10 protein-coding genes and 1 pseudogene are annotated in these 14018 nt (G+C 63.5%); 3 read left to right on the forward strand and 8 right to left on the reverse strand.

The genetic code is table 11. From position 1 onward, the window contains the following. Positions 1-104: 104 nt before the first annotated feature. Entirely contained in the window at positions 105-1238 is a 1134-nt protein-coding gene (locus AT984_RS09920) for a 3-deoxy-7-phosphoheptulonate synthase (protein WP_058719957.1), read from the reverse strand. A 215-nt stretch (positions 1239-1453) separates the two neighbouring features. On the opposite strand from AT984_RS09920, the gene AT984_RS09925 reads away from it, so the two are divergent. Beyond that, the gene (locus tag AT984_RS09925; protein ID WP_058719958.1) at positions 1454-2494 is read left to right on the forward strand and encodes a quinone-dependent dihydroorotate dehydrogenase; all 1041 of its coding nucleotides are present in this window, start codon (positions 1454-1456) and stop codon (positions 2492-2494) included. Positions 2495-2613: 119 nt separating this feature from the next. On the opposite strand, the pseudogene AT984_RS23960 reads toward AT984_RS09925, so the two are convergent. Next, positions 2614-2928, reverse strand: a pseudogene (locus tag AT984_RS23960) (FxDxF family PEP-CTERM protein); the annotation flags it as partial. 569 nt (positions 2929-3497) lie between these two features. Between AT984_RS23960 and AT984_RS09935 the strand changes: the two are divergent. Both AT984_RS09935 and AT984_RS09940 read left to right on the forward strand, forming a co-directional pair. Next, a complete protein-coding gene (locus AT984_RS09935) occupies positions 3498-3962 on the forward strand; it encodes a CYTH domain-containing protein (protein WP_058719960.1) in 465 nt (154 codons plus the stop codon). A gap of 96 nt (positions 3963-4058) precedes the next feature. Further along, positions 4059-6134 carry a S9 family peptidase gene (locus tag AT984_RS09940; protein ID WP_197418293.1) on the forward strand — a complete coding sequence of 692 codons (2076 nt, stop codon included), beginning with the start codon at positions 4059-4061 and terminating at the stop codon, positions 6132-6134. Between the two features lie 48 nt (positions 6135-6182). Here the strand turns inward: AT984_RS09940 and bla are convergent, their stop codons facing one another. The 6 genes from bla to AT984_RS09970 form a co-directional block, all read right to left on the reverse strand. After that, complete coding sequence (bla, locus tag AT984_RS09945; RefSeq protein WP_058719962.1) at positions 6183-7070, reverse strand: class A beta-lactamase; 888 nt, start codon at positions 7068-7070, stop codon at positions 6183-6185. Further along, on the reverse strand, positions 7067-9565 hold the full coding sequence (gene parC, locus AT984_RS09950; RefSeq protein ID WP_231741628.1) for a DNA topoisomerase IV subunit A: 2499 nt from the start codon (positions 9563-9565) through the stop codon (positions 7067-7069). The genes bla and parC overlap by 4 nt, the downstream gene beginning before the upstream one ends. Positions 9566-9567: 2 nt before the next feature. Further along, positions 9568-10290 carry a lytic transglycosylase domain-containing protein gene (locus AT984_RS09955; protein WP_231741630.1) on the reverse strand — a complete coding sequence of 241 codons (723 nt, stop codon included), beginning with the start codon at positions 10288-10290 and terminating at the stop codon, positions 9568-9570. After that, positions 10287-10832: a GNAT family N-acetyltransferase gene (locus tag AT984_RS09960; protein ID WP_058719963.1), complete on the reverse strand. Its 546-nt coding sequence runs from the start codon at positions 10830-10832 to the stop codon at positions 10287-10289. The genes AT984_RS09955 and AT984_RS09960 overlap by 4 nt, the downstream gene beginning before the upstream one ends. A 7-nt stretch (positions 10833-10839) precedes the next feature. Further along, positions 10840-12831: a DNA topoisomerase IV subunit B gene (locus AT984_RS09965; RefSeq protein ID WP_058719964.1), complete on the reverse strand. Its 1992-nt coding sequence runs from the start codon at positions 12829-12831 to the stop codon at positions 10840-10842. Between the two features lie 68 nt (positions 12832-12899). Then, the gene (locus tag AT984_RS09970) at positions 12900-13934 is read right to left on the reverse strand and encodes a histone deacetylase family protein (protein WP_058719965.1); all 1035 of its coding nucleotides are present in this window, start codon (positions 13932-13934) and stop codon (positions 12900-12902) included. Between the last annotated feature and the right edge of the window lie 84 nt (positions 13935-14018).

Consider the following 14018-nt stretch of genomic DNA (forward strand, 5'->3'; position numbering starts at 1 on the left):
AGAACTCGGGTTGGGATGACCGAACTCTAGGCAAGCCGCCCCGCCGCCACGACGGGCTTGCGACCAAACGCAAACCGGCGGCGCGAAGGGGGCGATTGCGGGCGTCAGCTGCGCGAGGCTTGGCGCCGGCTGCGCACGGCGGCGGCCAACTCGCGCAGCAGGGGTTCCGTCTGGCTCCAGCCCAGGCAAGCATCGGTGATGGACACGCCGGGCAGCAAATCGGCCTTGGTCTGGCCATCAGCCAGGTCTTGGCGGCCGGGCTGCAGATGCGATTCGATCATCACACCGGTGATGCGCGCATCGCCGCCCGCAATCTGGGCGGCCACGTCGCGGCCCACATCGATCTGGCGCTCGAACTTTTTGCTCGAATTGGCATGCGAGAAGTCCACCATCACCTGCTCGCGCAAGCCCGCCGAACGCATGGCCGCGCAGGCTGCCTCCACCGAAGCCGCGTCGTAATTGGGGGCCTTGCCGCCGCGCAGAATGATGTGGCAGTCGTCATTGCCACGGGTCTCGAAGATGGCCGCCGCGCCCATCTTGGTCATGCCCATGAAGGCATGGCTGGCCGAAGCCGCCAGCACGGCGTCGCTCGCCACCTTGATGCCACCATCGGTGCCATTCTTGAAACCCACCGGGCAACTCATGCCCGAGGCCAGTTGGCGATGGCTTTGGCTCTCGGTGGTGCGCGCGCCAATCGCGCCCCAGGCGATCAGGTCAGAGATGTATTGCGGCGACAGCAGGTCGAGGAACTCGGTGCCGGCCGGCAGGCCCAGGCTGGTGACGTCCAACAAGAGCTTGCGCGCCAGGCGCAGGCCTTCGTTCATATGGAAGCTGCCGTCCAGCCGCGGGTCGTTGATATAACCCTTCCAGCCCACGGTGGTGCGCGGTTTTTCGAAGTAGACGCGCATCACCAGCAGCAAATCGCCCTTCAACTCATCGTTGAGGCCTTTGAGCAGGCGGGCGTAGTCCATCGCCTGCTCGTGGTCATGGATGGAGCAAGGCCCCACCACCACCAGCAAGCGGTCATCACGACCATGCAGCACCGCGCTGATGTCACGGCGAGCGCGCTCAACCAACTCCAGCGCCGCATCCGGCGGCGGCAACTCGTCCAGCAGCAAGGCGGGCGAGATCAAGGGGCGCACGGCGCCGATGCGGGTGTCGTCGGTGCGGGTGGTGTCGCGGGTCTCATCGCGCGAACCCACTTCGCGGTCGTGGCGGGGGTCGTCCAAAGGCTTCATGCGGGGCTCCTACTTCTTGATTGCCCCCATTATCAACGCCTGCTCCTGTGGCACTTCAGCCGCACAGTTCATCCACGAGAAAGCGCTAACAACCAGTCCCGACGGCAGCCCAAAAGTCCCAACCAGTGCAGCCGAGCATTCAAGCCTCAAACGCTCGCGCAATATGCCCGATTGGCCCGAGCCAAGGACGCTGCGCCGAATGCGACAATTCAGCCATGTCTTTGATCCCCTACGCCCTCACCCGCCCTTTTTTGTTCGGCCTTGATCCCGAACATGCCCACGAGCTCACCCTGGGCGCCATCGCCAAGCTGCAGAACACCCCGGCGCAATGCCTGTGGTCGCAGCCGCGCATCCAGGATCCGCTGGAGCTGGCCGGCTTGAAATTCCCCAACCGCATCGGCCTGGCCGCAGGCCTGGACAAGAACGGCCGCTGCATCGACGGGCTGGGTGCCATGGGTTTTGGCTTCATCGAAGTCGGCACGGTCACGCCCAAAGGCCAGCCCGGCAATGACAAGCCGCGCATGTTCCGCCTGCCCGAGGCGCAAGCCCTGATCAACCGCCTGGGCTTCAATAACGAAGGCTTGGCTAGCTTCCTGGCCAATGTGCAGCGCGCCCACTCCTTTCGCGCTTGCGGCGGCTTGGTCGGCCTGAACATCGGCAAGAACGCGGCCACGCCGATCGAGAACGCGGTGGACGACTACCTGATCGGCTTAGAGGGCGTGTTCCCACATGCCGACTACATCACGGTCAATATCTCCAGCCCCAACACCAAGAACCTGCGCGCGCTGCAAAGCGACGCAGCCCTGGACGCCTTGCTGGGCGCGCTGCAAGCCCGCAAGCTCAAACTGCAAGCGGCCTCCGGCCGCCATGTGCCCATGTTCGTCAAGATCGCCCCCGATCTGGATGAAGAGCAGGTCGGCGTGATTGCCCAAACCCTCAAATCCAATGGCATTGACGGCGTCATCGCCACCAACACCACCATCGCCCGCGAGGCTGTCAAAGGCATGGCCCATGCCGAGGAAACCGGTGGTTTGTCAGGCAAGCCGGTGTTTGAAGCCAGCAACCGCGTCATCCGCCTGCTGCGCGCAGCGCTCGGCAGCGGCTATCCCATCATCGGCGTGGGCGGCGTAATGAGCGGCGAGGACGCGCGCGCCAAGGTGCAGGCCGGCGCCGATCTGGTGCAGATCTACACCGGCCTGATCTACAAAGGCCCAGCGCTGGTCAACGAATGCGCCCGCGCGCTGGCGCGGGTCTGAGGGCTCAGCACCTCCGCCAAAGCCCGGCGCCTCGCTGCGCTAGCTAAGGTCCAAAAAAAAGAGCGCCGATCCGGCGCTCTTTTTTGGGGCAGCGGGACTAAAAGCCCGACTCAGCTGATTCAGACCACGCGGCGGCGCTTGGCCACAAAACCGACAGCAGCCAAGCCAGCCAGTAACATGGCATAGGTTTCTGGCTCCGGCACGGCCGTGACGGTCAGGTTGCCTGAGTAAGCAGCCTGGGTCGAGGCAATCGGGTTCGTGCCCACGATCTTCAGCTTGAAGGGCGCAGTGCCCGTGCCCTCAAGGAAACCAAAATTGAAATTGCCGTATTGGCCAAAATTAGCCTTCTGGCCATTCAAGGTCAGGTCGCCCAGGATGTAGTTCTGGCCCGAGAGATTCAGCTTGAACTCATACTTGCCGTTGGCCAGGCCAACGAAACTGATCAGGTCATCACCGCCGGCCAAGGCCGTGCCCACGCTTTGGAAAGCAGCCGTCCAGGAAGGCTGGCCAGATAGCGCAACACCACCGCCAGATGCACTCGCAAAGCTCACGGTCTGGTCATCCGCCATCGCGCCAGTCGAAGCGAATGCGACCACCAGGGCCAGCAAACTAGAAATCTTCTTAAACTTCATGAAGGGTTCCTCTACCTTGATGCCCGCAACCAACATGCACCGCGCCTGCTGGCGAACAGAGGAAAATGTAGCCGAGCCAGCCTTCGACGCTACCCCCTAGGAAAGGGGGGAGGCGAATTGGAACAAGCCGCATTGCCACCGTACGAGATGAATAAGTCAGCACGACGTCACTCGACTGCCCCAGTGGAAATTTGAGGACGGTGCGGCTCGACGGGACCGTCTGTTGGGCTTAGCCAAGCCGCCGACCCTGGGCTCGAGATCCGTTTTGCGACCGGGTTTGCTGCAAAAACGCCGCAAGAGTGAAGGTCTGACATGCTTGCAATGCCAAACGCCTCCTGGGCCTAGTTTCAAAAACACTTAGAAAATTCTCCATGGGCATCGAAATCGAACGCAAATTCCTGGTCGTCGGCGAAGACTGGAAGCAGACGCCGGGCCAGCGCTACAGCCAAGGCTATCTGAACCGTGACCCGGCACGCACCGTGCGGGTGCGGGTGGTCGGTGGCCAAGCCTGGCTCACGATCAAAGGCCGCAACCAGGGCACCACGCGCGCCGAGTTTGAGTACGAGATCCCCTTGGCAGATGGGCAGCAACTGCTTGGCCTGTGCGAAGGGCCGCTGATCGACAAGATCCGCCGTCTGGTTCCGCATGCAGGTATGAGCTGGGAGGTGGACGAGTTTTTGGGTGAGAACACCGGACTCGTGGTGGCAGAGATTGAACTCAGCACGGCCGATCAGGCCTTCGAAGCCCCGCCCTGGTTGGGTGCGGAAGTGACCGAGGACGCGCGCTACTTCAACTCGCAGTTGGCCAACAAGCCCTTCACCCTTTGGGGTGAGTAGCGGAGCCGACAAAGCAAGGGCTATTCCCCACAAGCTAACTTCGCAAGCACTGTCACAGTGAACCTCATTGAACATAAATTGATGAGGGATGGTGCGATGAGGATATTGAAGCGAAAGACTCTGGGCTTGCAACGCTCGCTGTGCTTGCTCAGCGTGGCATTAGCGACCTTCACCGGTCAAACCAGCTGGGCGCAAAGCCCTGCGGCCGGAGCAGCATCCACAGCGCCCCCCATAGAGGACTTCTTCCGCCTGCCGCAGTACTTTGGCGGCGAGCTGTCGCCTGATGGCCAATGGTTGGCCGTCATCGCCTCACCCGAAGGTCGACGCACCCAACTGATCGTCGTCAATCTGCGTGACCTGAAAAGTGCCCGCGCCCTGGTCACCATGGATGACAGCGACATCCACCAGGTCCACTGGGTGAACAACAAGCGCTTGGTGTTTGACATCGCGCAGCTGCAAGAAGCGACCGACAAGCCCACGGCTCGCGGCCTGTGGGCCGTGGACCGGGACGGCGGCGATTTCAGGCAATTGGTCAATGCCCGCTCCAGCGTGCCCAATACGAATATGGAGGGGGGCTCCCGCCTGGCCAACTCCCGCCTCAAAGAGCGCAGCGAAACCTTGCTGCCCTGGACCTGGCGTCTGCAAGATGTGGTGCGCGACGGCAGCGCCGACGTCATCCTGCGGCAAAACAACTATGACGGCAATGGCGAATTCAGCTCCGCCAGCTTAGCCCGCATCAACACCTATAGCGCGCAAAAACAGCAGTTGGTGGACGACGCACCCGCCCATGTCCATCACTGGCTGACGGACAGCGCGGGCAAGGCCGTCGGCGCCATCACCCAGGAAAAAGACAAGATTGCGCTCTACCTGGCTCGCAAAGAAGGCTCGGGCTGGCAGCTGTGGCGCCGCGCCCCTCGCGTGGAGGAAGGCATTCCCCGCTGGCTAGATATTTCCAGCACCGGCGAAATCTATATGGTGGGCGCCGGCAAATCGCCCGGCGCGGGAGAGGCCTTGCTGCTGCTAGACCCCAAGAAGCCCCAGCAAGAGCTGCAAGAACTCTTGCGCATCAAAGACTATGACTTCCGCGGTGAGTTGGTGCTGGACGAAAAATCCGGCCGCCTGCTGGGCGCTCATTTCGAGGCCGAGACCCAAGACAGCGTCTGGCTCGATCCTGCGATGAAAGCCCTGCAAGCCGAGGTCGACCAAGCCATGCGCAGCACGGTGAATCAAATCCTTTGCCGCGATTGCCTGAACTCGGACCTGGTGGTGGTGAAGTCTCACTCCGACCGCCAACCCATGGCCTTCAGCATTTACGACCGTCAAAACAAGAGCCTCAAGACGATTTTGCTGTCCCGACCTTGGATCAAGCCCGGCGCCATGGCCGCCCGGGAGAACGTGCGTATTCCGGCCCGCGACGGCCTGATGCTGCCCACGCTAGTGACCCGCCCCAAGTCCAGCCAACCCTTGCCCACCGTGGTTCTGGTGCATGGCGGCCCCTTCTCCCGCGGCAATCACTGGGAGTGGAGCGCCATCCCGCAATACCTGGCCTCGCGCGGCTATTTGGTGATCGAAACCGACTTCCGCGGCAGCGAAGGCTATGGCAGCAGTTTCGAGCGCGCGGGCTGGAAGCAATGGGGCACAGGCATGGTGGACGATGTGGTGGACACCACCCGCTGGGCCGTGGCCAAGGGCTATGCCGATGCCGCGCGCATCTGCATCGCCGGCGGTAGCTACGGTGGCTACGCCAGCATGATGGCCTTGATCCGCTATCCCGAGACCTTCAAGTGCGGCATCAACTGGGTCGGTGTGTCCGACCTCGCGCTGCTCTACACCTCACTCAACAGCGATCAAGGCGCCCTGGGTCTGAGCTACGACATGCCCATCATGGTGGGTGACCCCAAGGCCGATGGCGAGATGCTCAAGCAGAACTCGCCCCTGCAACAAGCCGCGCGCCTGAAGCAGCCCCTGTTGATGGCCTATGGCGCCATCGACCGCCGCGTGCCCATGGAACATGGCGTGAAGATGCGCGACGCCTTGCAAGCCAGCGGCAACAAGCAAGTGGAATGGGTGCTCTACCCCGAGGAAGGCCATGGCTGGCGCGGGCCAGAGACCCACAAGGACTTCTGGGGCCGGGTCGAGCGCTTTTTGGGGCGCCAAATGGCGGCGCAGTGAGGCCAGAGGGGCTGAAAGTGGGCGAGCTATGGCTCGCCCTTTTCGTGCTTAGCCGATGGCCTTGACCACCAAGCCAGCCAGCTCCGCGTGAATGGCGTTGAGCTCGTCCACACTTTGCGCTGAACCGCTCATAAAAACCGCCATCAGCAAGGGCGCCTGCTCAGGCTTCCACGCAATGGCCACATCATTGACGGCGCCACCCGCCCCGGTGCCGGTCTTATCGCCGGCGCGCCAGCCTTCGGGCAAACCGGCGCGCAAGCGCTGCAAGCCTGTCGTGCTGCCCACCATCCACCCCACCAGCAACTGAAGGGCCTCTTCGCTCAAGCGATTGCCCAGCAGCAAGGCTTCCATGCTGTTGACAAAGGCGGCCGGTGTAGTGGTGTCGCGTTCATCGCCGGCTTGATTGCTGTTCAGCGCCGGCTCGATGCGGTCCGAGCGGGTGTGCGGATCACCCAGTTCGCGCAGGAAGCGCGTCAGCCCGGGCGGGCCACCCACCAAGGGAAAGAGCAAATTGGCAGCAGGGTTGTCGCTGACCGTCACGATGGCCTCGCATAACTCGCCCACACTCATCACACCCCGGCCATTGACCAAACGGGCCGAGGTGATGGGCGCATGGGCCAGCATGTCATTGCTGCTGTAGCGGATGGGCTTGTCCAGATTCAGCTGACCCGCATCCACCCGCGCCAACACGGCCGCGGCCAGCAAGAGCTTGAAGGTGGAGCAAAAAGCAAAGCGCTGATCGGCCTGAAAAGCGATCTGCGCCCGGCTGCCGCTGTTCAGCGCAAACAGGCCGATGCGGCCACCGCTGCGCTTTTGCAGCGCGTCAAGTCGGGCCTGCAACTCAGACTCGGCCGCCCAAACGCCCGAGGCCAAGCCTAGGCCTGAAATCAGCAGGGCTCGCCGTGCGATGTCAGCGCCGCTCAATAGGCCCTTCAAGGCGCCTGCACCCGCAAGACTTTTTGGAAGGCTTCGACGGCCTTGCCCTTGCGCGCCCGCTTGCCGGCATAAGCAGCCAAGCCAACGCCCTTCAGAATCTCTTCCTTGGGCTTGGCGCCGCGGCCCAGGCCCTGCACCAGCAGGCTTTGGCTGAATGCCGCCACACCCAGGAGTTGATCCTTGCCTTCCAGGTCCATCAGGGTCAGGCCACGGCCGCCCTTGGGCTGATGCTTCAGCTCGTCCAAGGCATAGGTCAGCAAGCGGCCCTGTTCAGACAAGCAAGCCAGTTGCAGGCCCAGCACTTCGCCGGCGGGCAGCAAGGCCGGCGGCAGCGGCTTCTCGTTGCCTTCCAGGCTGAGGAAGGTCTTGCCGGCTTTTTGGCGGCCGACCAGATCACTCAGCTGCGCCACCAAACCAAAGCCGCCGCTGCCGGCCAGCACCAGGCGCTGATTGCCGGCGCCGGCCAGGTAATGCGCGATTTGCGTGCCGGATTCCAGCTCGATCAAGGTGGTGATGGGCTGGCCATCACCGCGCCCGCCAGGCAGCACCGACACCGGCACCGAATAAACCCGGCCATTGCTGCCGAACACGATCAGCGGATCCACGCTGCGGCACTGGAAGGTGCCGTAGAGCTGGTCGCCAGATTTGAATGCCAAGGCGGCCGGAGCCACCTCATGGCCCTTGAGCGCACGTACCCAGCCCTTTTGGCTGACCACCACCGTCACCGGCTCATCAACGATGCGCACCTCGGCCGTCGCGCGCTTTTCTTCCTGAATCAGGGTGCGGCGCTCATCGCCGTACTGCTTGGCATCGGCCTCGATCTCTTTGATGACGGTGCGCTTCAAGCTGCCGGGGTTGCCCAGAATGTCTTCCAGCTTGCCTTGCTCCAGGCGCAGCGCGCTCAATTCCTGCTCGATCTTGATCGCCTCCAGGCGCGCCAATTGGCGCAGGCGGATTTCAAGAATGTCTTCAGCCTGACGCTCACTCAGGCGGAAGCGCTCGATCAGCGCCGGCTTGGGCTCATCGGCATTGCGGATGATGCGAATCACCTCGTCGATATTGAGCAGCACCAGCTGCCGGCCTTCCAGCACATGGATGCGGTCCAGCACCTTGTTCAGGCGATGCTGGGTGCGGCGCTGCACCGTCACCTGGCGGTAGCCCAGCCATTCGCTCAGGATCTGGCGCAAGCTCTTCAGCGTGGGACGGCCATCGGCGCCAATCATGGTCAGATTGATTGAGGCCGAGGTCTCCAGGCTGGTGTGCGCCAGCAGCGTGGTGATCAGGTCTTGCTGCTCCACCGTGCGGCTCTTGGGCTCGAACACCAGGCGCACGGCGGAGTCTTTGCTCGACTCATCACGCACGCAGTCCAGCACCGCCAGCAAGCTGGCCTTGAGCTGCAACTGCTCTTGGCTGAGCGTCTTTTTGCCGGCCTTGACCTTGGGGTTGGAGAGTTCTTCCACCTCTTCCAGCACTTTTTGCGAGCTGGTGCCGTGCGGCAACTCGGTCACCACCAACTGCCATTGGCCGCGCGCCAGGTCTTCGATCTTCCAGCGCGCGCGCAGCTTCATGCTGCCGCGGCCGCTCTGGTAGGCCGAACGGATATCGTCGGCCGAGCTGATCAACTGGCCGCCGCCGGGATAGTCCGGTCCGGGCAGCAAGGTGTAAAGCTCATCATCCGAGAGCTTGTCGTTCTTCAGCAAAGCCACGGCGGCCGAGGCCACCTCGCGCAGATTGTGGCTGGGCACTTCGGTGGCCATGCCCACGGCGATGCCGCTGGCGCCGTTGAGCAGCACAAAAGGCAGGCGCGCCGGCAACTGGCTGGGCTCTTGGGTAGAACCGTCGTAATTGGGGACAAAGTCCACCGTGCCTTCGTCGATTTCGTCCAGCAGCAAGCGGCTGATGGGCGCCAAGCGGGCTTCGGTGTAACGCATGGCCGCCGCGCCATCGCCGTCACGGCTACCGAAATTGCCCTGGCCGTCGATCAGCGGATAGCGCTGCGAGAAGTCCTGCGCCATGCGCACCAGGGCGTCGTACACCGACTGGTCGCCGTGCGGGTGAAAGCGGCCCAACACATCACCCACCACGCGCGCGCCCTTGACGGGCTTGGCGCCGGTGGTGCCACTGAAGCTCAGACCCATGCGGTCCATGGAATAGAGGATGCGGCGCTGCACCGGCTTTTGGCCGTCGCAAACATCCGGCAAGGCGCGGCCCTTGACCACGCTCAGTGCATATTCCAGATACGCCCGCTCGGCGTAGCGACCCAGGGTCAGGGCATCACCGGGCTCATCGCCCGAGCCTGAGCCGCTGCCGGCATCAGGGGGCACGGGCGGCGCGGGTGGCACTGCAGGCGCGGCGGCTTGCGAGTCCGGCGTTTGAGCACTCACATCGCTCAGCATCTGTTCCGGCGTTTGCTCCGCTGCGCTTTCCAGCTTGTTGTCCGGCTTGTTTTCCGGCACTTGCTCCGGCGAATCAAAATCAATAGGGGTCTGGTTCATGGTCAGGATGAGTGAATCTTCAAGTGCTGAGCCTGGGCCGGCAGCCGGCTTTGCAGCAGGGCCCAGTAAAGCTCTAGCACCAAATGGACATGGGCCTGGGTTTCAGCGATGGGCGGCACGCGCCCGCCGGCGCGGCGCACCGCGCCCTCGCCAGCATTCCAGGCCGCCAAGGCCGCATCGATGCGGCCAAAACGTTTGATCAAATCCGCCAACATGCGCGCACCGGTCATGACATTGGTGCGCGGGTCAAACAGCAATTGCTGCAAATTGGCATTGGCGTTGGCCACCAAGCCGGCGCTGGCGTAGCGGCTGGCGGCGATGCTGGTGATCTGCATCAGCCCCACAGCGCCTCGTGGCGACAGGGCATCGCGCTTATAGCCCGATTCCACCGCGATGATGGCCTTGAGCAGCTCCATGTCCACGCCATGGGCCGCGGCGGCCTCGCGCAAAAAAGGCTGCACCGACTTCACCTCGGGCGCAATCTCCAGCCAGGTCAGCAGGCCCTGGCTGCCGTCGCTCTTGCCCGGCACGCGGCCATTTCCTGCTTCCGCGCCAGCGGGCTTGCCGGCCCCGGCCAGCACCAGGGAATAGCTGCCGTTCAAAGGCTTGCTGGCCAGATGGGCAACGCCCTTGCCGTCGACAAAGCCCCACAGCTCGGCCTGCACGGGCGCAGCAACACCAAGCAGCAGCATGATGCTGGACAGGAGCAGCGAGCGCGCTTTCACCCAGCCTCCTGCCCCAGCGCCACGCGCGCTTGGTATTCGCGGTCCAGCATGGACATGACGATCAGGCTGTCATAGCCGTCGGCACCCTGGCCGCTGAGCTTGACGCTCTCGCGCAAACGCCCTTCCTCGACAAAGCCTTCGCTGGCATACAGGCGCAACGCGCGCTGATTCAGCGCCTTCACATCGAGCCAGAAGCGGTGCGCGTGCAACTGCGTGAAGGCCATTTTCTTGAGCAAGCGCATCGCCGCCCGGCCCAGGCCTTGGCCCTGGCCTTTGGGCAGCAAGACGATGCGTTTGAGCTCCACCGAGCGATGCGGGTTGCGGCAGCCCTGAAAAATCACATAGCCGCCGCGCTTGGCCTCAGGCCCCATCTCGACGATGAAGTGGCGTGAATCCGGGAAGCGCAGCGCCCCCTCATGCTGGGTGCGCTCCCAGGGCGTGATGAAGGGCACATTGGCCGCGTCCTGCTCCACCGACACCACGAAGTCCAGATCGGACAGCATGGTGGGGCGCAGATGGATGCGGGGCGTGGGCGGGCTCATGGCTCAATCAGACGTCGATTTCAATCGCGTCGCCGTTGATTTCCATCAGCTCACGGCGCGAGGCCGCTTCGCCCTTGCCCATCAGCTTGTTGATGGCAACTTCGGTCTCGCCAAGGCTCAAGTGGCCGTAGCTGATCGGTGACAGGCGGCGGGTCTCGGGGTTCAGGGTGGTGTCCCACAGCTGAGTGGCACTCATCTCGCCCAGGCCTTTGAAGCGGCTGATGCTCCAGCTGCCTTCTCGGGCGCCTTCTTTGCGCAGCTTGTCCAGGGTGGCGGTGAGCTCGCCCTCGTCCAGCGCGTAAATCTTGGCGGCCGGCTTCTTGCCGCGCGCCGGGGCATCCACCCGGTACAAGGGCGGGCGGGCCACATAAACATGGCCAGCTTCGACCAGCTTGGGGAAGTGGCGGAAGAACAGCGTCAGCAACAGCACCTGGATGTGGGAGCCGTCCACGTCAGCGTCTGAGAGGATGCAGACCTTGCCGTAGCGCAGGCCGCTGAGGTCGGGCGAGTCGTTCTTGCCATGCGGGTCCACGCCCAGCGCCACGGCGATGTCGTGGATCTCGTTATTGGCGAACAGGCGGTCGCGCTCCACCTCCCAGGTGTTCAAGACCTTGCCGCGCAGCGGCAAGATGGCTTGGGTTTCCTTGTTGCGGCCCATCTTGGCGCTGCCGCCGGCCGAGTCACCCTCGACCAGGAAGACCTCGTTATGCAGCAGATCGCGGCTCTCGCAATCGGTCAGCTTGCCCGGCAACACGGCCACGCCCGAGCCCTTGCGCTTCTCGACTTTTTGGCTGGCGCGCTGGCGGGTTTGCGCCTGCTTGATCACCAGCTCGGCCAGCTTTTTGCCATGCTCGACATGCTGGTTCAGCCACAGCTCCAGGCCGGGCTTGACGTAGGTGGAGACCAGACGCAGTGCGTCGCGGCTGTTCAGGCGTTCCTTGGTCTGGCCCTGGAACTGCGGGTCCAACACCTTGGCCGAGAGCACGAAGGAGGCACGCGAGAACACATCGTCCGGCATCAGCTTGACGCCCTTGGGCAGGAGGCTGTGCAGCTCAATAAAGCCCTTGATGGCGCCGAACAAGCCGTCCTTCAGCCCCGACTCATGGGTGCCGCCGGCCACGGTGGGGATCAGGTTGACATAGCTCTCGCGCATGGGCGCGCCTTCTTCGGTGAAGGCCACGCACCAACCCGCGCCCTCGCCTTCGGCGAAGTTTTCGGTCTCAGCCTTGCTGGCGTATTGCTCGCCCTCGTAGAGCGGGATCAGCGGCTCGGCCGTCAGGGTCTGCAGCAGATAGTCGCGCAGGCCGCCCTGGTAGGTCCAGGTCTGCACATCGCCGGTTTTCTCGTTCGTCAGCGTCACGATGACGCCGGGCATCAAAACGGCCTTGCTGCGCAAGAGATGCACCAACTCATGCTTGGGCAGTTCGGCACTTTCAAAATACTTGGCATCGGGCCAGACACGCACAGTGGTGCCCTGCTTGCGGTCGCCGCGCACGGCGGGCCGGGCCACCACGGGCTCCACCACATCGCCGTTCTCAAAGGCCAGCGTGGCCACCTGGCCCTCGCGCCAGACCGTCACTTCCAGGCGTTTGGCCAGCGCATTGGTCACGCTGACGCCCACGCCGTGCAGGCCGCCGGAGAAGCTGTAAGCCCCGCCCGAGCCCTTGTCGAACTTGCCGCCGGCGTGCAGCCGGGTGAACACAATTTCCACCACCGGCACGCCCTCTTCGGGGTGCAGGCCGAAGGGGATGCCACGGCCGTCGTCGGCAATGGTCACCGAACCGTCTTGGTGCTGGGTCAGGTCAATGCGCTTGCCGAAACCGGCCAGGGCCTCGTCGGCCGCGTTGTCGATCACTTCCTGAATGGTGTGCAGCGGATTGTCCGTGCGGGTGTACATGCCCGGGCGTTGCTTGACGGGTTCAAGCCCCTTGAGCACGCGAATGGACGCTTCGCCATAGGAAGCGGGGGAGGAATTGGTAGTGCCTTTAGTCGTCGCCATGGCGGCGATTGTAGAGAGCAGGATTCCCACCTTGCCCCGAAAAAGGGCGCCGTCGGATCCAAGAAGGCTTAAGCCCCCTGTTCAAAGCCCTGCAAGACCGCCAGCACATTGAGCCCGATCGCCTCGGTGGCATAGCCGCCCTCTTGCAAAAACAGCGTGGGCAAGCCAAAACGAGCCAGGCGCTCGCCCAGGCGGGTAAATTCCGGCTGGTCCAACTGGAAATGCGAAATCGGGTCACCGGCAAAGGTATCCACGCCCAGGGACACGATCAGCAATTCGGGCGCATAGGCCTGCAGCCGGGCCAGCGCGGCCTCCAGGCGCTCAAACCACTGCTCATTCGTGGCGCCGGCAGGCAGCGGGAAATTGGCATTGAAGCCCAGGCCGGCGCCAGCGCCGGCTTCGTCTGCATGACCCAGGAAGAAGGGGTATTCGGTCTGCGGGTCGCCATGAATGCTGGCGAAAAAGACATCAGCGCGCTCGTAAAAGATCGCTTGAGTGCCGTTGCCGTGGTGGTAGTCCACATCCAGGATGGCGATCTTCTTCAGGCCTTGGTCCAGCGCAGCCTGTGCCGCCACCGCCGCGTTATTGACGAAGCAATAGCCGCCAAAGAAGTCGCTGCCCGCGTGATGGCCGGGCGGGCGTGTCAGCACATAGGCGCTGCGCTCACCGGCCAGCAACAGGTCCAGTCCGGTCAGCGCGGCTTGGGCGCCCCAAAAAGCGGCATCCCAGGCGCCGGCGGTCAGCGGCGTGCCGCTGTCCATGGAATAAAGCCCCATGCGGGCGGCAAAGCTCTGCGGCTCGATATCGTGACGCAAGCTGCGCACCGGCCACACAGCAGGGAAAGCATCCCCCTCCCCGCCCAAGGCCTGCCACTCCTCCCAAGCGCCGGCCAGAAAGTTCAAGTAACGCGAGCTGTGAACCCGCGCCAAGGCCTGCAAGCCATGATTGACCGGGGCCAGGATAGGCCCCAAGTCGGCGCCCTGCACCGCCTGCAGAATGAAATCAGCCCGCGCCGGCGTCTCAAAAGCCGGCACTAGGCGGCCGCGGAAGAATTCATGGGTGGCGGCGTGCGCCGGATGCTTGTCGTTGTAGATGGTTTTCAAGACGGGTCCTCGGGTAGCTGCAAGCAGATCTCGGCGCAAGCTCAAGCGCCTTTGAACTGGGTATGCCTGCAGTTTGCACTAGCC

It is taken from the genome of Paucibacter sp. KCTC 42545, from assembly GCF_001477625.1.
Taxonomy (GTDB): Bacteria; Pseudomonadota; Gammaproteobacteria; order Burkholderiales; family Burkholderiaceae_C; genus Paucibacter_A.